The following is a 19,817-nucleotide window of genomic DNA, read 5'->3' on the forward strand; positions in this document are numbered from 1 at the left end:
TTCGCGTTAGCCGATAAGTGCCATGGATGGCAACGTAAAGGCGGCCCCGTCATGACGAGAAGCACTTGGTCACTTTCCTTTAGAAAATCCACAGTTGTAGCTAGCATCCGAGTCTGGGGCGGGCAGCCCTTTCTGCGTGGATTTTAGAACAACTATTTCATTAACTCTCAAGTTAACGTAAAAACACGTTGCCCAAATTGGCAACGTGTCCTAATCTTATTTTTACGCCAGCATCATGCGGTCATTGGCGAATTCTCCGCCGCTGACTTCTTCGAACTTAGCAAGCAGATCTTTTACCTGAAGATTCTTCTTCTCTTCTCCCGCCACATCGTAGATGACTTTACCTTCGTGCATCATGATCAAACGGTTGCCGTGTACAATAGCATCCTTCATGTTATGGGTTACCATCATGGCAGTCAGCTGATTCTCAGCGATGATCTTGTCACTGATCTCCAGTACTTTTGCTGCTGTCTTGGGATCCAATGCTGCGGTATGCTCATCTAACAGCAGAAGCTTCGGCTGCTTTAAGGCTGCCATCAAAAGTGTGATAGCCTGACGCTGACCACCGGACAGAAGACCCACCTTGCTGGTCATACGATCCTCCAGCCCCAGTCCGAGCGTCTGTAATTTTTCACGGAACAGCTCTCTATCCTCTCTGGAAACGCCCCAGCGAAGAGTTCTCTTCTCGCCGCGTCTTAAGGCAATTGCCATGTTCTCTTCGATATCCATGGTGGCGGCGGTTCCCGTCATGGGATCCTGGAATACTCTTCCCAGATACTTTGCTCTCTTATGCTCCGGCAGGCTCGTAATATCCGTGCCGTCGATAATAATCTTGCCGGAATCGATGGGCCATACACCGGCAATGGCATTCAACGTGGTGGATTTACCGGCACCGTTACCTCCGATGATGGTCACGAAATCTCCGGGATTTAAGTTTAAGTTTACACCGTTTAATGCCACCTTTTCATTGATGGTTCCTCTGTTAAATACTTTATGTATATCCTGTATCTCCAATGCGTAAGCCATTATTTTGACGCTCCTTTCCGAAGTGTTCTCTTCTCCTTCAAGTAAGGAATTGCCAGGAAAATGGCAACTACGATAGCGGAGAACAATTTCATATCCTCTGAAGGCATCTTCAGCCACAGAACAAACTGATATACCATGTAGTAGATCACTGCACCCAGAATTACGGATGCTAAAGTAAATGCGAAAGCAAGTTTTCTCTTGCTGGCGAACTTACCGAACAGTACCTCACCGATAATAACAGCTGCCAGACCAATGACAATGGCTCCACGTCCCATATTGACATCCGATGCCCCCTGGAACTGTCCGTACAGCGCACCACACAGACCTACCAGACCGTTGGAGATCATCAGCGCCAGCACCTTGATAAAGTTAGTATTGATGCCCTGTGCTCTCGCCATATTGCTGTTACAGCCCGTAGCACGGATGGCATGTCCCTGTTCTGTTCCAAAATACCAATACATCACAGCGATCAGAGCCAATAAAAATACGATCATTCCCAGGAAAAAGAGAAGTCTGCTCACCGAACCGTCCGTCACATAACGCAGCGATACCACCAGCGGATAATTATCTACGCTGACCGGCTGGTTTGCTTTGCCCATGATATTCAGATTAATGGAATACAGGGAGATCTGCGTCAGAATACTTGCCAGAATTCCGGGGATTCCCAGTGCGGTGTTCAACAGTCCCGTTACCATGCCTGCCAATGCTCCGGCCAGGAAAGCAATGGGCAGCGTAGCTATAGGAGAAACTCCCGCACGAATCAGCATAACGGATACCGCAGCACCGGTTGCAATGGAACCATCCACGGTCAGATCAGCAAAATCCAGCAGGCGGAACGTAATATACACTCCCAGTGCCATGACTCCCCAGATCATTCCCTGCGCTATTGATCCCGGCATTGCCCTGAACAGGGAAAGGGGATTCAGTGACATAAAGTAAGACATTTCTTTTTCCTCCTAAAACTTCCGATAGGGATACCGCTTATCTGGCGCTATCCCTATCGAAGTATATTTTGTTTCCGTACTTAATTAACTGAGTAATTACGATGTCGGGGTCAAAAACCCCCGACTTTGATACCTACGGATTGCTTCGTGCTACGCACTCACACATCTCCGCTCCGCTTCGGTCCGTGCTAGACATGTGCCACTGGCACATAGCACCCTACCCAATATTCGCATATCGTGGGATTATCATCCCACTTTTATGCTCATATCGGGGCGGGTCCCAAGGTCTTTCACCCACTTATGAGCAAGCTCATGTGGGCTTAGACCTTTTGACCCTGGTATCATAATTACTGAATTGCTACATAATCATCGGGAACAGTGATGCCAAGTTCCTCACAGATCTTCGCGTTGTACTTCTTGGTAACGTTGGGAGCGTACCGAACATCCATGGTAGTGATGTCTGCACCCTCAGCCAGGATCTCGTATGCCATCTCACCGGTAGCATATCCAAGGTCATAGTAGCTGATGGATAAGGTAGCTACACCACAACCGTTGCAGATACCCTCTTCACCTGCGATGACAGGAACCTTAGCGGGAGCTACTACGTTGTATACGGTCTCGGTTACAGATGCCAGCGTGTTGTCGGTAGGAATATACAGAACATCACACTCTCCTGCCGCTGCAGTAGTTACAGACTGTACTTCATTGGTATCAGCAATTGCATACTCTTTATAAGCAATACCGTCTTTGTCCAGAGCAGCCTCAAACAGCTGAATCTGATACAGTGAGTTTGCTTCTGCAGAACAATATAACAGACCAACCTGCTTTACGTCCGGGAACAGTTCCTTTAACATAGCTTCCTGCTCTTCAATGGGAGCCAGATCGGAAGTACCGGAAATATTTCTGCCGGTAGCACCGGACCAGTCAGAGATTTCTAACGCGGTAGCATAGTCGGTTACGGAAGTACCTAAGATAGGGATCGAGGTCGTAGCTGCTGCTGCACTCTGTAAAGGAGACGTAGCATTTGCAAGGATCAAATCCACACCATCAGATACAAAACCATTACAGATGGTAGCTGCGGTGGTCTGCTCACCCTGTGCATTCTGCAGATCAAATTTTACATTATCACCAAGCTTTTCTTTTAATGCATCCTGGAATCCCTGGGTAGCTGCATCCAGAGCCTCATGCTCTACCAGCTGGCAGATACCGATGTTATATACCTTGCCGTCTGTGGAAGCTGCTGCTTCGGTCTGTGCTGCGCTGCCTGCTGTGGTAGAAGCAGTTCCGTTATCGGTGCTGCCACAGCCTGTCAGAACAGTCGCTGCCATTACTGCGGTAAGTACTACAGATAATAATTTCTTTTTCATAATAAATGCCCTCTTTTCTGCAGATCTTTCGATCCGCTTACTGTAATGCATAGACGCTTTAACCCGTCAAAGCGTTGCACTGATAAATATCATAAACCATAAAAGGGCATTCGTCAAACTGATTTCATCGATGCATTAGATAACATCAATCAAATTTTTAAATATCAGATTTTTTCACAACCTCACCGGGTCTCTTGAAGATATGTCCGGCAGGAATCACGCCTCTGACGCAGGAGGTAGGATACACATTGGAATTACGTCCGATGACAGTTCCCGGGTTCAGTACGCTGTTGCAGCCCACTTCCACGTGGTCGCCTAACATGGCTCCCATTTTCTTCAGTCCGGTCTCGATCTTCTCCTCGCCGTTCTTCACAACCACCAGCGTCTTATCGCTTTTTACATTGGAAGTAATGGAACCGGCTCCCATATGAGACTTAAAGCCCAGCACGCTGTCTCCCACATAATTATAATGGGGCACCTGTACTTTATTGAACAGAACCACGTTCTTCAGTTCGGTGGAATTGCCGACTACCGCACCCTTTCCCACGATGGCATTGCCACGGACAAATGCGCAGTGACGGATCTCCGCTTCCTCATCAATGATCAGCGGCCCGTTCAGGCAGGCGGTAGGAGCAACTTTTGCGTTTTTAGCCACCCAGATATCCTCGCCTCTTTTTTCATAGATTTCCTCCGGCAGTCTCTTGCCCAGTTCCAAAATAAAATCGTGGATTCTGGGAAGTACCTCCCATGGATACTCTGCCTCGGTAAACAGTTCTGCCGCAATGGTCTCTGTCAGATCATACAGATTTTCAATCGTAATATTTTCCATGTTATTTTCTCCTCATCTTTATTCTTTATTTTTCGCATTGGATTGCTTATTTTTCTTCTGGTAAAATTCTTCTGTAGCCTGGAACTGTCTCCATAGCACGCCCTGATTGTTCAGTCCCCGCACGGCAATGGTTCTCCTGCCCACGAAATCCGTAAGCTTCCCCATGTACTCATCCGGTGTGATGACACCGTCTGCCACCATGGTAAGTCCTTTTTCCCAGCTGGCTGTCAGAGCCGGATTCAAAAGCGGTCTTATGGAATCCGATACCACATCGTAGATCATCTCTCCCATCTGGGTAGGAGTCAGTACCTGGGTCTTTTTATTCAGTGCCAGATACTCGATGTTCACCAGTTTCTTCAGAATCTCCGCTCTTGTAGCGCTGGTGCCGATACCGCTTCCCTTGATCTGTGCCCGCAGTTCCTCATCTTCTATGAACTGTCCGGCGTTTTCCATGGTCAGAATGATGCTGCCCGAGGTATATCGCTTGGGTGGAGAAGTCTCGCCTTCTTTGATCTCGTAGGTATCCGCGGATAAAGTATCTCCCTTTTTCAGATGCATCAGCAGATTGGTAAGCTCAGCATCACATTTTTCATCGGCACTTTCGTTCTCGTTCTCTTTGTCCTCCTTCAGCGCCGTATTCTCCTTTTTGAAGGAGAAATTAGTCACCTTCAGATATCCTTCCTGTATCAACACCTTGAAGCTGGCAAAAAAGCTTTCTTCCTTTACCTGCAATGTAAGAGAGAACTTCTGATAGACTGCCGGCGGATAGAAAATACTTAAAAACCGACGTACAATGACCTCGTATACTTTTGCCGCCGTAGGGGCCAGCCCCGCCAGATTGTTCAGCCCCTGTCCCGTAGGGATAATGGCATAGTGGTCCGTGATCTGCTTGTCGTTCACATATCGGGTCTTTGCTATATTTTTATAGGTGCCCTGCTCTAACACTTCTCTGGCGAAAGGTGCTGCCAGGGCATAATTACGAAGTCCTCCGATATTTTTATGGATTTCCTTTGCCACTGCCGTAGACAGAACTCTGGCATCCGTTCTGGGATAAGTGGTCATCTTTTTTTCATATAATTCCTGTACGATCCTAAGTGTCTCGTCCGGACTGATCTTAAAGTATTTGGAACAGTCATTCTGCAGCTCCGCCAGATTATATAAAAGCGGCGCATTTTTGTTTTCTTTTTTCTTATCGATGCCGGTGACGGTCACCGGTCCTGCAGGTTCCGCAGAAAGTTCCCCGATCAGGCGCTCGGCATCCTCTTTTTTCTTAAAACCGTTCTCCTTATACAATACAGGAGAATTATAGTATTTCGAGCCCTCCACTGCTCTCCACTCTGCGGTAAAAGGCTTTTCCTGCAGCTTAAAATTGCCGATCACCCGGTAAAAAGGAGTCTTGGTAAACGACCGGATCTCCCTCTCTCTGTTCACGATCATGCCCAGAACGCAGGTCATGACTCGACCAACGGAGATCACTGCACGATCTCTCTTCAGATAATCCTTTACAGTCTTACCGTATTTTAAAGTCAGTGCCCTGGAGAAGTTGATACCCATCAGGTAATCCTCCTTGGCACGCAGATAAGCGGCATTTCCCAGATTATCATACGTCGAGAGATCCTTGGCTTCCCGGATCCCACGTAAGATTTCCTCCTCCGTCTGGGAATCGATCCATACACGCTTCCGTTCTTTGCCCTGTACACCCGCCATCTGCTCCACGAGACGATAGATATATTCTCCCTCCCGCCCGGAGTCGGTGCAGACATAGATTGTAGAGACATCCTCTCTGTTTAGCAGGGAACTCACGATGGTATATTGTTTCCTGGCATTTTCAATGACTTCGTATTTGAATTCCGCCGGGAGAAATGGAAGTGTATCAAAGCTCCATCTCTTAAACTTCTCGTCGTACACCTCCGGATAGCTCATGGTCACCAGATGTCCTACACACCAGGTAACAATGGCTTCTTCCGACTCCAGATATCCGTCTTTGGAACGCATATTATATTTTAAAGCGTTGGCAAATTCTCTTGCCACGCTGGGTTTCTCTGCAATAAATAAATTTTTACCCACGTATTACCGTCTTCCTGTCATAAATCACGCACCTACGCTGCGAAACCGCACCTTCCCGGATACTTTCTTTGCCAGTGCATTTTCATAACCATTCTCACAAAATATTATTATCTCATCCGGTTCCGTCCGGATGCTTTTCAGCGCTGTCAGCAGCGCGTCATAATCTTCCGAAGTATAACATACCGTACCGGAATAATCCACTGCGATCTTTTTCCCTGCAGTATCCTTGCATAAAAAGTATGTTCTCCCCTGCGCCGCCTTCTTCAGTTCCACCGTACCAAAATCTGTCTGCAATATCTCCTGACAGATTCTCCGGTATGCGGATCTCACAAAGTTACTGTAATCCTCCCGGATATATGTTTCATAAAATGTTCTGCCGTTATCTCTTCTCCAGGCGGTCTGATGAGGGAACAGAAAGCGGAAATAAAACCGCATAAAAGAATTGCTGATCTCATAGGTTCCGGGCAAAGCCTTTTCCACCAGCTCCAGCTCCATCAGATTCTTCAGATAGACACTGATCTTCGCCCGGGAGAATCCGGTACGGGCATACATAGCATTCAGTTTGCCGTTCTTCTCATCCGCTATGGTGGCAAGGATGGTATTATAGACTGCGGTCTCACGCAATTCCTCCGCCAGCCATTTGATCATCAGTTCCGGAAGAAAGCTGTTTTTCTCTAAAAAAAGGTTCGTCAGATTCTCCTCCACAGATACTGACAGATCCAACAGTTTCCATAATCCCGGCATTCCACCTAACACCGCATAGAGTTCTATGCGCTCCTGAAGCGTTCCGACAGGGAAAATCCGGCGCATTACGGAAAAAGGCAGCTCTTTGACCTTTAGAAAACCACTAACGGAAAATGCCAGGTTCCCTATTTTAGAGATCATGCTGTTCTCCACCCATCCGGATGCGTAGGTCGTAAGAATCACAAGAAGGGAAACCTCCCTGTGTTCCTTCAGATAACGGATCAGTTCCTGTAAAAAAAGGGTATCCCCCTTTAGCAGATAATGAAAATTCTCTATGATCAGAACTTTTTTGCGATCACTTTTTTCTCCGGATACACACTGTAATACTTCTTCCCAGGAAGGGTTCGATGAAATCTCTTTCCCCTGTTCTCTAAGCTCCTGTCCCCACTGATAGCACAGTTCCCTGGAAGAACAGTTAGGAGCGGTATAACGTATGGTCTGTTTTTCTTCCGTAAAAGCGGTTAAGAGAGCCGTCTTACCAACGCCTCTCTGTCCATATACCACCAGGATCTGGCTTCCCGGTCTCTTATAATGATTCTCCAAAAAAGCTGTTTCCTGTTCCCTTCCAGTTAACATGGCAGCCTCATTCTTTCTGCTACATCTGATCAGTATATCTTCTGTAATAGTTGTTCGATCTCTTCCTGGGACAGCGGCTTTCCGAACAGATATCCCTGAATGACATCACAGCCGATGGCACGCAGATATTTATACTGCTGTTCTTCCTCCACGCCTTCGGCAATGGATTCAAATCCTAAAGATTTCACCATACTGACAATGGATTCCGTAATGATTCTGGTAGCGGAATCCGTAAGCAGCGTATCCGTAAAGGATTTGTCAATCTTCAGCGTATTGATCGGAAGCTTCTTCAAATAAGACAGGGAGGAAAATCCTGTTCCGAAATCATCTAAGGAAATGCGGATGCCGTATTCTTTTAACAGTTGCATTTTCTCGGTCACTGCCCGGAAATCATCGATCAGTATGCTCTCCGTGATCTCCAGTTCGACCTCCTCCGGAGCCACATCATATTTGTGGATAATATTCAGCAGTGAATCCACGAAGTCTTCCTTCTGGTACTGCAATGCGGAGATATTGACCGACAATACGAACGGAACGCCGTACCGGTTCCTCCATTCGGAAAATGTCCTTATGCTCTGCTCCAGTACCCAGTTGCCGATAGGGATAATAGTGCCGTTTTTCTCTGCGATCGGAATGAACTTCGCCGGGCTGATCATTTTCCCGTTGCCGTCCTTCCAGCGGATCAGCGCTTCCATACCGCGCAGTTTCCGATTCCCCGCATAATACTGGGGCTGATAATACAGAATAAAGTTATGATCAAATACCGCTTCTTTTAATTTGCTGTCCAGTTCCACATTTTTCAGGAAATCATTCAGGATCGGGGTGTCGAAATACTGGATCCGGTTCTTGCCCATAGACTTACCCTTGAACATGACGATCTCGGCACAGTTGATCAGTTCCAGTGCGGATGTCGCTGCTTCCGGATATTCCGCAACTCCTACACTTACGGTAATGTTCAATACCTGTCCGCCCACCAGATAAAAAGGTTCTCTGGTACGCTTCACGATCTTCTTATGAATGTGTTCCACGCTTCTTTCACCGCAGGAATCATAGATTGCCATACAGTAGACATCGCTGGTCAGATGACAGACGATCACATTGTCACTGTTGAATTCCTTTAAGAAAGATCCGAACTGCTGTACCAGTTCGTCTCCTTCCACGATTCCCAGTCCGTCGTTGACCTTACGGAAATCATCAATATCGATGACCAGCACACTGACCAGCCGGTTATCTTCCTTCGCGCGCCGCAGGTACTCCGTCAGGAGACGTACAAAATAGTTACGGTTGTACAGTCCTGTAAGTCCGTCATAATACGCCATATAGAGAAGTTCTTCATTCTGCGTCTTCTGTTTTGTGATATTCTGTATCACAATGATCTGATCCGCAGGTCTGCTGTCCTCATAGAATATCCTGCAGGAGAACTGCAGCCAGGTCTTCTTCCCTTTCTGCATGCATTCCACAGAAGAAGTCTCCTGACCGCCCTTTTCCAAAAACAGCATATCCCTAAGAAGCAGCACATATGGCTCATCTACCATCTCTAAAAGTTTGGTAAAATCCCGTCTGTCCCGGATCTGGAAATCGAAAAAGTCATCCCATTTTCCAAGCGTCGTGACGGTATTCTTCTCAAAAGAATAGTAGATATAAGCATAATCCATGGTATCGCACAAAAGGCGGTACATTTTCTCCCTGGCGCTCAATTTCTGATTCATTGCGCGCATCAGATCCAGCTGATAGCGTAACTCGTTCATAACCCCACTCACCCTTTATTTTTTGGTGATATATCCCTGTGCTTTCAAAAGTTCTGCGCAAAGCAATGCTCCCCCGGCCGCTCCACGTAAGGTGTTATGTGACAGACCTACGAACTTATAATCATATACGGTATCTTCTCTCAGACGGCCTACGCTGATACCCATACCATTCTCGAAATCTACATCCAGCGTTACCTGAGGTCGGTTATCTTCCTCCAGATACTGGATGAACTGCTTCGGTGCGCTGGGAAGTCCCAGTCTCTGAGGCTCTCCGCTGAAAGAAGTCAACTTCTCGATCAGCTGTTCCTTGGTGGGCTTCTTACGGAATTTTACGAATACGGCTGCAGTATGTCCGTTCAGTACCGGAACACGGATACACTGGCAGGTGATCACGGGAGAAGTTGCGGGAACGATCTGGTCGCCTTCAATCTTACCCCAGATACGTAAAGGCTCCTTTTCACTCTTTTCTTCCTCGCCGCCAATGTAAGGGATGATATTGCCTACCATCTCTGGCCAGTCTTTAAATGTTTTGCCGGCACCGGAGATTGCCTGATAAGTAGTAGCCACTACCTCGTAGGGCTCGAACTCCTTCCATGCGGTCAGAACCGGTGCATAGCTCTGAATGGAGCAATTGGGCTTTACAGCGATAAATCCTCTGGTGGTTCCCAGTCTCTTCTTCTGCGCTTCGATGATCTGGAAATGCTCGGGATTGATCTCGGGTACTACCATGGGAACATCGGGAGTCCATCTGTGGGCACTGTTATTGGATACCACAGGGGTCTCTGTCCTTGCATAAGCTTCTTCGATTGCCTTAATCTCGTCCTTGGACATATCTACGGCACTGAATACGAAGTCTACCTGTGCGGCTACTTTTTCCACTTCGTTGACATTCATGACGATCAGCTTTTTCACAGCTTCGGGCATGGGAGTCGTCATCTTCCAACGATCACCCACTGCGTCCTCATACGTCTTGCCAGCGGATCGGGGGCTGGCTGCGATAGTCGTTACCTCGAACCAGGGATGGTTCTCTAACAGGGAGATGAATCTCTGACCTACCATACCGGTTCCGCCCAGGATACCTACACGTAATTTTTCACTCATTTTTCATTTCCTCCTCAGCTCTATGCATTTCCTTTTTATCTGAAAAGACATGCCTTCCTGATCTTACGAAAGTCTGTCTTCCAAAGACTGTTGATACTCTTCTATGGCATCGTTTTTCAAGTATTCTTTATTTTTTTCAATGACCTGTCTCATCATTTTCTCACCCGGTGCGCCGATGGTCAGACGCTTCTCCACACAGGTCTTCAGTGAGATGGCATCATAGATATCTTCGTCGAACTTATCGCTGATGGAACGTAGTTCCTCTAAGCTTAAAGCATCAATAGAAGTGTCCTTCTCAATGCAATACAATACCAGTCTGCCGATAATACCGTGGGCATCCCGGAAAGGCACACCCTTACCTACCAGATAATCTGCTGCATCGGTAGCGTTGGTAAATCCGTTCATGGCACTCTTTGCCATGCGGTCCTTGCAAAACTTCATGGTCTTAATCATGCCTGTAAATAAAGTGATGCAGTCTGCCGCAGTATCCATGGCATCAAATGCCATCTCTTTGTCTTCCTGCATGTCTTTATTGTAAGCCAGTGGCAATCCCTTCATGGTGGTAAGCAACGCCATCAGAGCACCGTAGACTCTTCCGGTCTTGCCTCTTACCAGCTCTGCGATATCAGGATTCTTCTTCTGGGGCATGATGCTGCTTCCGGTGGAATAAGCATCATCCAGCTCTACGAACTGATATTCATTGGAATTCCAGATGATGATCTCTTCGCTGAAACGGCTTAAATGCATCATGATCGTGGAAAGTGCGGAAAGGAATTCAATGAGATAATCTCTGTCTGCCACAGAATCAATGCTATTTAACGTCGGTCCTTCAAAGCGGAGAAGTCTCGCGGTATATTCACGGTCCAAAGGATATGTGGTGCCTGCCAGTGCCCCGGCTCCCAAAGGACAATAATTCATGCGCTTATAGATATCTGCCAGGCGCTGTCTGTCTCTCTTGAACATTTCAAAATAGGCACCGTAATGATGCGCCAGGGTAATGGGCTGCGCCTTCTGTAAATGGGTGAAGCCCGGCATGTAGGTATCTAAATTGTTCTCCATGGTATCCAGAATGACTTCCAAAAGCTTTTTCAGGAGTCCGTCGGTCTCTGCCACTCTTGTCCTGGTATAGAGACGCATGTCCAGTGCCACCTGGTCGTTACGGCTCCTTCCCGTGTGAAGCTTTTTCCCTGCATCTCCGATCCGGTCGATCAGGGTAGCCTCCACGAAGCTGTGGATATCCTCCTGAGATTCATCGATTGCCAGGGTTCCGTCATCCACATCTTCTAAAATTCCGGTCAGTCCTTCGACAATACTCTTTCTCTCCTCTTCTGTAAGGATCCCCTGCTTTGCCAGCATGGTGGCATGTACGATACTGCCGGTGACATCTTCGTAAAACAATCTTTTATCAAATGTTATGGACGCGTTGAAATCAAATACCAGTTGATCGGTCTGTTTCGTAAAACGTCCTCCCCATAACTGTGCCATGGTCATTCTCCCATCTTTTTACGTTGGTAGTCTATCAGATAATTTTTCTCACAGACATTGATTGCAATTAATCATATCACAAACGACACTTTAATGCAATACAGTGAATTTCATCACTTTCCGGTACAGAAAACACTTTTTCCATCGGAATTCATACAATAACTATAAATATTCATGTTAAGGAAGTATGCCTTTTTATGGGAGCTCTTATCGAACTTAAAAATATAGGTTACTCCTATCACACGCTGTCCGGGGAGACCGGTGCCATAAAAGATATCTCCTTCTCCGTGGAGGAAGGGGAATTCGTGGCACTCGTTGGTCCCAGCGGCTGTGGTAAATCCACTCTACTGTCCATTATCGCCGGGCTTCTCGCCCCCGAGGCCGGAACCATCGTCGTGAATAACCCCGACGGTTCCCTTCACTATCCCCGTATTGGCTATATGCTGCAGCATGACCATCTCTTCGAATGGCGCACCATCTATCAGAATGTTACGTTGGGTTTGGAGATCCACCACGCCCTCACTCCGGAGCGCATCGCCCATGTGGAACAACTTTTATCCGATTACGGGCTGGAAAAATTTAAGAACAAGCGGCCCAGCGAATTATCCGGTGGCATGAAGCAGCGCGCTGCCCTGATCCGTACCCTTGCCCTGGATCCCCAACTGCTTTTATTGGATGAGCCCTTCAGTGCCCTGGACTACCAGACACGCCTCATGGTATCTTCGGATATCTGTCAGCTGATCCGTAAGGCGGGCAAAACCATGATCATCGTCACTCACGATCTGTCGGAGGCCATCAGCCTGGCGGATAAGGTTTACGTGCTGTCCGCACGTCCTGCAACGATCAAAGCGGCACTTCCCATTCAGCTCACCCTGCAGGACAGTTCTCCCCTCGCCGCAAGAAACGCCCCGGAATTTCCATATTATTTCAAACAACTTTGGGAGGAATTAACCGATGAAACCTAAGAATGTGCAAAATAACCAACTGTTGACAGTCCAGGAACAATATCTTCGCAAGCACAAAAATCACCATCGACAGGTTGCTTTTCTGCGTATCTTTCTTCTGGGAGTATTTCTGCTTCTCTGGGAAGTCAGCGCAGACTATCGATGGATCGACAGTTTCTTTTTCTCCAGCCCACACAGAGTCGTCCTATGTCTGATACAGCTGTGGACCGAGCGCTCTCTTCCGATGCATATTGGCATTACTTTATTAGAAACCATTTTAAGTTTCCTGTTAGTATTCGTGATCAGTCTCCTGTTTGCCACCTTGTTGTGGTTCTCTGACAAGCTGTCGGAGATTTTAGAGCCCTACCTGGTACTACTCAACAGTCTTCCGAAATCAGCCCTGGCTCCCCTGTTCATCGTCTGGCTGGGCACCGGCATCAATACCATTATCATCGCCGGGATCTCTGTGGCAGTCTTCGGCTCCATTATCAGCTTTTACACTGCCTTTCATCAGGTGGATCCGGAAAAGGAGATTCTGATCCGCACTCTGGGCGGAGACCGCAGAGATATCTTTTTCAAAGTCGTCCTTCCGGGATCTGTTCCCACCCTGCTTTGCACCACCAAGGTAAATATCGGTCTATCTTTAGTCGGTGTCATCATCGGAGAATTTCTGGCGGCGAAACGGGGCCTGGGCTATCTGATCATCTACGGTTCCCAGGTGTTCCAGCTGGATATGGTGATCAGTTCTATCTTACTGTTATGTGTCATTGCCATGCTGCTCTATCTGCTGACCCAGTCTCTGGAACATTACAGCAAAAAGCATCGCAACTGATTATAATGTTTTCTTCGGAGATCTGCAGGATAGTGTCTTCGTCTTACAGTCTCCTACATAATCTACGGTCCTGCGAAACGAACTTTTAAAATAATAAATTTTACAGTTGCAAAAATTCCCAAGAACATATATAATAACCTAGTCCGCTGAAATAGCTCAGTTGGTAGAGCACTTCACTCGTAATGAAGGGGTCGTGGGTTCGAGTCCCATTTTCAGCTTATATATTTTACCTAAAAAAGAGAAAGCCTTCTGCTTTCTCTTTTTTTGTAGTAATTATTCAAAGTTACGTAAAACCGCGTTCTGCAAATATCTGCATTCCGGCAGATTTATCTTGCACCCTTGTCATAGATCACACCCAAAGCTCTCGGCGCACCGTTTTGTTTGGAGAAAAATACCAGTAACAACAAGGTCAGTACGTAAGGAAGGATCATCACCAGATCCTGATAACTGCTGGGCATCTGTAATACCTGTACCAGTCGGTAGCCGCCGGATCTGGCTAATCCGAATAACAGGCATGCTCCCAGGGTCGGAAGGATACGCCAGTTACCGAAGATCAGCGCTGCGATTGCCAGATATCCATAACCTACATAGATACTGGAAGAAAAGTTCGCAGAAATAGAATATGCAAAGCAGATACCGCCAAGTCCCGACAGTGCTCCGCAGATCATGATAGCTGCCAGGCGGATCTGTCCCACCTGTCTTCCGGCTGCATCCACCGCATGAGGATTGTCACCGCAGGCACGCAGATGCATACCGAAGCGTGTCTTGTACATTACAAACCATGCAATAAACGCCACGGCCACGATCACCAGTTCAAAAGGATACAGATTGGTAAATATAGCTCCCAGCACCGGAATCTTAGAAATTCCCGGGATAGTAATTCTGGAAGATACGGTCAGTACAAACTTGTCGGAGGTGGCACCGAATACCACTCTGTTGAGTAGTTTGGTCAAATATGCTGTCAGTGCCATAGCCAGAATATTGACTACCACACCACTGATCACCTGATTGGCTTTAAACTTCAGGCACAACAACGCATGGATCAGTGCAAAGATACTTCCTCCTACTGCCGCCATGATCATGGCAATGTAGAACGGTACCGGAGAATCTCCGGAGAAATTCCCTGCAATGGCAACTGCCACAAACGCTCCGATAAAGGCACCAAACCCCTGTAATCCTTCCACAGCTAACATAGTCACACCGGACTTCTCGCAGTAGATGCCGCCGATTGCCATAATAAATAAAGGTAATGCAAAGGATAACCCGTCAATGATCACAATATCCATTTATTTGTCCTCCTTTGTCTTGTTCGTTTTCTCTCTTCTGCCTCGTTCCATCTTCCATTTGATGTAAGCATTACATGCACTGAACAGCAAGATAATTCCGGTAATAACCGATGCGATCTCCGCATCCACACCGGCAGCGGATTTCATATAAGTACTGCCCTTACTGATCAGAGTGATCAGCATGGTGGAAAATACGATTCCGAAAGGATTGTTGTTACCAAGCAATGACACTGCGATAGCATCAAATCCCGTACTGATCAGTACCTTGGGCTGAATGGAACCCACATATCCCAGATAATAGGTCACACCGGCAAGTCCTGCCAGGGCACCGGAGATCGTCATGGACAGCACCATGCTTCTGCCGACTTTAATACCCGCATATTTTGCGGCACTGCGGGAATAGCCCACAGCCTTCAGTTCGTATCCTAATCTCGTCTTCTCTAATAAGAACCACACTGCCACTACGATAAGCAAAGCCAGAATAATTCCCAGCGGAATATCCATTTTCAGATTGCCCACCACGGTATCCATCAGTGTCAGTCTGGAAGCTTTGGAGATCTCCTTTGACTGTCTGGAGACCGGATCCACGAAAAAAGTATTGATAAAGAAGCTGATCACGTATTGGAACGTATAGTTTAACATAATGGATGAAACAACTTCATTAATATTAAAACGATACTTCAAAAAGCCGATCAGTGCGCCCACCAGTCCGCCAACGATCAGACCGATGATCACTACCAGCGGCTTTGCCAGTACAGCATTTAAACTGCTGTAGCCCACAATGATACTTGCGGTGAACCCGGCTGCCAGCATCTGTCCGGAGACACCGATATTGAACAGACCCGCACGCAGAGCTACCGCTACTGCTAGTGCTGCAAAGATCATAGGGGTAAAATAGTTCACATAACTCATAAAGTCTGTCAGCATGCTCTTATAGCTTGCGTAAGAAGACTTGGGTGCCAGTCCGCTGCCCTGCAGCAATGCGTAGTAAGCCTTGAAAGGATTCGAACCGGTCACAGCGATGATCACACCGCCCACCACCAGGCTGCAAAGGATTGCAAGAAGAGGGATCTTTACCGCATTCCAGAATTTTGTCATCTTTTTCATGGTCTTATGCCTCCTTCTCCTTGTTCTTAACGCCCATCATGAACTCACCCACTTCATTGGTGGTCAGTTCACTGGCTTTGGCGATCTTCTGTATGCTTCCATTATAAATAACGGCGATGGTATCCGCACAGTTCATGATCTCATCCAGTTCCAGAGAGATTAAAAGGATTGCCTTGCCCTTGTCTCTCTCCGCAATGATCTGTTTGTGAATATTCTCTATGGCACCGATATCCAGTCCACGGGTGGGCTGTACGAAGATCATCAGAGAGGAATCCTGCTCCACTTCTCTGGCGATGATGGCTTTCTGCTGATTACCGCCGCTCATGGAGCGTACCACCGTCTTGCTGCCCTGTCCGCTTCGGATATCGTATTTTTCTATCAGTTTTTCACTGTTGTCTTCAAAAATCTTCTGGTCCAGCACTCCCTTATGGCAGAAAGGCTCTTTGTAGTAGTTACGCAGTGCCAGATTCTCCGAAAGCGTGAAATCCATGACCAGTCCATAATTCTGTCTGTCCTCGGGAATATAGGAAATTCCTTCTGTGGTACGTTCCCTTATGGACAGATCCGTAATATCTCTGCCGTTTAACAGAATCTTACCGGAGCGTGCCGGGATCAATCCTGCAATGGCATCGGCAATCTCTACCTGACCGTTGCCGGCTACGCCTGCTATGGCTACGATCTCACCGGAATGTACCTCGAGGGATACATCCTTTACCACCTGAAAATCCTGCTTGTTATAGACATTCAGATGCTGGATATCAAGGATTGTCTTACCCGGTTTTGCGGGTTCCTTTTCTGTCTCGAAATTCACTTCACGGCCTACCATTTTGTTTGCCATGACTTTGGTGGATGTGGTCGCCACATCCATAACATCCATCAGACGTCCGCGGTTCAGGATCGCGCATCTGTCTGCAATACGTTTGATTTCTTCCAGTTTATGTGTGATTAAGATGATGGTCTTGCCGTCATCCCGCAGAGATTTGATAATGTCTAATAAAAAGTCGATCTCCTGAGGAGTCAGAACCGCTGTGGGTTCATCGAAAATAAGAATCTCCGCTTCTCTGTAAAGCATTTTTAAGATCTCTACTCTCTGCTGGGTAGAGACATTAATATCACTGATCACGTCGGTAGGATTCACTGCCAGTCCGTATTTCTCCGAAAGTTCGCGGATATCCTGATTGGCTTTCTTCATATCCACTACCGGAATACATCCCAATACCTTCTTCACCGGTTCCATGCCCATCACAATATTCTCCGCAATGGTATAGTTGGATACCAGTTTAAAATGCTGGTGTACCATACCGATGTTTAATTTGGTGGCATGGTTGGGGGATTCCAGTTTCACCTTTTCTCCCCGGATATAGATCTCTCCTTCATCCGGCTCGTACATTCCGAACAGCATACTCATCAAGGTGGATTTTCCGGCACCATTCTCTCCCAACAGGGCAAAGATCTCACCCTTTTTGATCTGGATCGTCACATCGTCGTTGGCTACGATCCCGGGAAAGCGTTTGGTGATGTGTTTCATCTCAACAATATATTCCGACATGTTCATCCTCATTTCTACTCATGTAAATAAATAAGAAGGTGACAGTTCCTCACCATCACCTTCTTGTGAATTGATTCTTCCTACCAGGTAAAGGTCTCCGGAGTTACACCGTTAAAGTTTGCCGCAGGAACGATCTTGCCTTCCTTTAACAGAGCCTGTGCTGCCTTGATCTTCTCAATAGCCTCTGCAGTGAGCTGGCATCTGCCTTCCTCACTTACAAAACCGGTAGCATCATCTGCTGCGGTCAGAGTTACATTAGCACCCTTGAAGGAACCATCTTTTACTTCGTTCAGTACGTTGTAAACAGTATCATGCATTACCTTCAGACCACTGGTCAGAACGATATTGCTGTCACCGTTTGCACCGTCATCATACTGGTCAACGTCACAGCCGATAACCTTAACGCCGTCAGCTTCCTTAGCAGCGGTGAATACGCCGTTACCGGAACCGCCTGCTGCTACGAACAGGATATCTACGCCTTCAGCGATCAGAGCATTGCCCAGTACCTTACCGGTAGCTTCATCAGAGAAGTTACCAACATAGTTACCGCCTACATTAGCGCCGGTAACATCGGTACCTGCGTAAGAAGGAAGCTCTACTACTTCTACGTTCATGCCTTCAGTACCGTTCACATACTTAACACCGCACTCGAAACCATACTGATAGTTAACGTTGGAAGGATATGCGATACCGTTTACTACTGCTACCTTACCTGTGGTGGTAGACAGAGCTGCAGCCATACCTGCATAGAAACCGCTCTCCTGCTCAGCATAGTAAGCAGCGTATACATTATCGATCACCTGATCAGCAGTTACTTCGGTACCGTCAATGGTAGGCCAGGAATCGATCAGGATGAACTTGGTATCCGGATTCTCCTGTGCCAGATTGCCGATGCCGGCGAACTGGAAACCACAGCATACAATAACATCATAATCCGCTACAACATCAGCTACTGCCTGAACAGCTGCTGCGCTGTCACCGGTCTCCTCACGGATGGGGGTTACGGTTGCATTCGGATTCTCCTCGATGAACTTCAGAACACCGTTGTAGTTGTCCTGGTTGAAGGAACCGTCATCCACGCCGGAGGGGCTGGATACGATAGCGATCTTCAGACCGGGCTCTTCACTGCCGCTCTCTGTTGCTGCTGCAGTGGTGCTAGCTGCCACACTGGATTCTGCATTGGTGTCAGCATTGGTGCTGCCGCATGCTACCAGAGAAACAGCCATGACAGATGCAAGTGCAAGTGCCAGAAACTTCTTCATAATTTTTTCCTCCTAAAATGTAAATATTAAAACATTGAATCACAACGGTAATATTATCATTATAGTCTGTAAAATTCAATATCTATTTTTAATTAACGCATATGCACATCCATCTGCGGGAACGGAATTTCAATTTCTGCTTTATCAAGTGCATACTTACATTGTTCGGTAATACGCCATTTTCCCTGCCAGAAATCCTCATTTTTGAACCAGCAGCGTACACATAGGTTGATTCCGGAGTCTGCCAGTTCATCTACAAATACAAAATGCTCTCTTTCCTTTATAGTATCAGGGTCTTCAGAGAGAACCTTTGTCAGGACTTCCTTTGCTTTCCTAATATCTGCGCTGTAAGCAACAGACACCTTCACATCACATCGTCTGGATTCGGCAGCAGTGACATTCACAATGGTGTTATTCGCCAGATTGCCGTTGGGAAGAATAATCGTCTGATTATCATAGGTTAACAGCTTTGTATAGAAGATCTGGATCTCTTTTACGGTACCTTCCTTACCGGAGGAGCCTTCCACAATGTAATCTCCCACCTTAAACGGCTTCAATAATAAAATCAGCACACCGCCCGCCAGGTTAGACAGACTTCCCTGTACAGCCAGTCCCACTGCCACTCCGGCTGAGCCAAGCAGTGCCACGATACTGGCAGCATCAACGCCAAAGGAGGATGCCAGGGTCAGGATCAGTATAATATATAAAGAAGCCTTCACGAACGAATCCACGAACTGGATCACTCCCGTTTCCGCTCCCGCGCGGTTCATGGACTTGCGGATGATCTTGCGGATCAGCTTGATCAGTTCTACACCGATGAAGAAAAATATCAGTGCCAGTCCGATACGGATGCCTAAGTTCAATGCTTTCTCCGGAAGGGTATCCAGAAAAGACGCTATCAGTCCTTCCTTTTGCTGTACCTCTTTGATTACGTTATCTGTCAGATCCAT

General features: G+C 47.1%; 16 protein-coding genes, 1 tRNA gene and 1 pseudogene. 4 read left to right on the forward strand and 14 right to left on the reverse strand.

Annotated elements, in window-relative coordinates; translation table 11 throughout:
* Positions 1-222 precede the first annotated feature (222 nt).
* Together ACTRDR_RS08105 and ACTRDR_RS08110 are read right to left on the reverse strand one after the other, a co-directional pair.
* A complete protein-coding gene (locus ACTRDR_RS08105; protein WP_022153118.1) occupies positions 223-1,026 on the reverse strand; it encodes an ABC transporter ATP-binding protein in 804 nt (267 codons plus the stop codon).
* A complete protein-coding gene (locus ACTRDR_RS08110; RefSeq protein ID WP_022153119.1) occupies positions 1,026-1,970 on the reverse strand; it encodes an ABC transporter permease in 945 nt (314 codons plus the stop codon). Before ACTRDR_RS08110 ends, ACTRDR_RS08105 begins: the two co-directional genes overlap by 1 nt.
* Before the next feature lie 101 nt (positions 1,971-2,071).
* On the opposite strand from ACTRDR_RS08110, the pseudogene ACTRDR_RS08115 reads away from it, so the two are divergent.
* Positions 2,072-2,294 (forward strand): annotated as a pseudogene (locus ACTRDR_RS08115) (hypothetical protein).
* A gap of 23 nt (positions 2,295-2,317) precedes the next feature.
* Here ACTRDR_RS08115 and ACTRDR_RS08120 read toward each other — a convergent pair.
* From ACTRDR_RS08120 to argH, 7 genes are all read right to left on the reverse strand, one after another.
* Positions 2,318-3,337 carry an ABC transporter substrate-binding protein gene (locus tag ACTRDR_RS08120; RefSeq protein WP_118547589.1) on the reverse strand — a complete coding sequence of 340 codons (1,020 nt, stop codon included), beginning with the start codon at positions 3,335-3,337 and terminating at the stop codon, positions 2,318-2,320.
* 157 nt (positions 3,338-3,494) lie between these two features.
* Positions 3,495-4,166: a transferase LpxA family gene (locus tag ACTRDR_RS08125; protein WP_022153121.1), complete on the reverse strand. Its 672-nt coding sequence runs from the start codon at positions 4,164-4,166 to the stop codon at positions 3,495-3,497.
* Positions 4,167-4,184: 18 nt separating this feature from the next.
* Complete coding sequence (locus ACTRDR_RS08130) at positions 4,185-6,233, reverse strand: DNA topoisomerase (RefSeq protein WP_440526859.1); 2,049 nt, start codon at positions 6,231-6,233, stop codon at positions 4,185-4,187.
* Positions 6,234-6,257: 24 nt separating this feature from the next.
* Complete coding sequence (locus tag ACTRDR_RS08135) at positions 6,258-7,553, reverse strand: ATP-binding protein (protein WP_440526861.1); 1,296 nt, start codon at positions 7,551-7,553, stop codon at positions 6,258-6,260.
* 29 nt (positions 7,554-7,582) lie between these two features.
* Entirely contained in the window at positions 7,583-9,301 is a 1,719-nt protein-coding gene (locus tag ACTRDR_RS08140) for a putative bifunctional diguanylate cyclase/phosphodiesterase (RefSeq protein ID WP_440526862.1), read from the reverse strand.
* A gap of 15 nt (positions 9,302-9,316) precedes the next feature.
* Positions 9,317-10,402, reverse strand: a complete 1,086-nt coding sequence (gene asd, locus ACTRDR_RS08145; RefSeq protein ID WP_176864737.1) for an aspartate-semialdehyde dehydrogenase — start codon at positions 10,400-10,402, stop codon at positions 9,317-9,319.
* A 63-nt stretch (positions 10,403-10,465) separates the two neighbouring features.
* The gene (gene argH, locus ACTRDR_RS08150; protein WP_440526863.1) at positions 10,466-11,887 is read right to left on the reverse strand and encodes an argininosuccinate lyase; all 1,422 of its coding nucleotides are present in this window, start codon (positions 11,885-11,887) and stop codon (positions 10,466-10,468) included.
* Positions 11,888-12,084: 197 nt separating this feature from the next.
* Here argH and ACTRDR_RS08155 point away from each other — a divergent pair, with 197 nt between their 5' ends.
* From ACTRDR_RS08155 to ACTRDR_RS08165, 3 genes are all read left to right on the forward strand, one after another.
* Positions 12,085-12,852, forward strand: coding sequence for an ABC transporter ATP-binding protein (locus ACTRDR_RS08155; RefSeq protein WP_440526865.1), 768 nt, complete (start codon positions 12,085-12,087; stop codon positions 12,850-12,852).
* A complete protein-coding gene (locus ACTRDR_RS08160) occupies positions 12,842-13,663 on the forward strand; it encodes an ABC transporter permease subunit (protein ID WP_176864731.1) in 822 nt (273 codons plus the stop codon). The genes ACTRDR_RS08155 and ACTRDR_RS08160 overlap by 11 nt, the downstream gene beginning before the upstream one ends.
* 145 nt (positions 13,664-13,808) lie before the next feature.
* Positions 13,809-13,881, forward strand: a tRNA-Thr gene (locus ACTRDR_RS08165).
* A 108-nt stretch (positions 13,882-13,989) separates the two neighbouring features.
* On the opposite strand, the gene ACTRDR_RS08170 is transcribed toward ACTRDR_RS08165, so the two are convergent.
* From ACTRDR_RS08170 to ACTRDR_RS08190, 5 genes are all read right to left on the reverse strand, one after another.
* Positions 13,990-14,949, reverse strand: a complete 960-nt coding sequence (locus ACTRDR_RS08170) for an ABC transporter permease (protein WP_176864729.1) — start codon at positions 14,947-14,949, stop codon at positions 13,990-13,992.
* A complete protein-coding gene (locus tag ACTRDR_RS08175; protein ID WP_176864727.1) occupies positions 14,950-16,056 on the reverse strand; it encodes an ABC transporter permease in 1,107 nt (368 codons plus the stop codon). It lies immediately after the preceding gene.
* A gap of 4 nt (positions 16,057-16,060) precedes the next feature.
* Complete coding sequence (locus ACTRDR_RS08180) at positions 16,061-17,605, reverse strand: ABC transporter ATP-binding protein (protein ID WP_118547597.1); 1,545 nt, start codon at positions 17,603-17,605, stop codon at positions 16,061-16,063.
* Between the two features lie 80 nt (positions 17,606-17,685).
* A complete protein-coding gene (locus ACTRDR_RS08185; protein ID WP_440526867.1) occupies positions 17,686-18,867 on the reverse strand; it encodes a BMP family lipoprotein in 1,182 nt (393 codons plus the stop codon).
* A gap of 92 nt (positions 18,868-18,959) precedes the next feature.
* Positions 18,960-19,817, reverse strand: coding sequence for a mechanosensitive ion channel family protein (locus ACTRDR_RS08190; protein ID WP_249327023.1), 858 nt, complete (start codon positions 19,815-19,817; stop codon positions 18,960-18,962).

The organism is Simiaoa sp. (genome assembly GCF_051972595.1).
GTDB lineage: Bacteria > Bacillota > Clostridia > Lachnospirales > Lachnospiraceae > Acetatifactor > Acetatifactor hominis.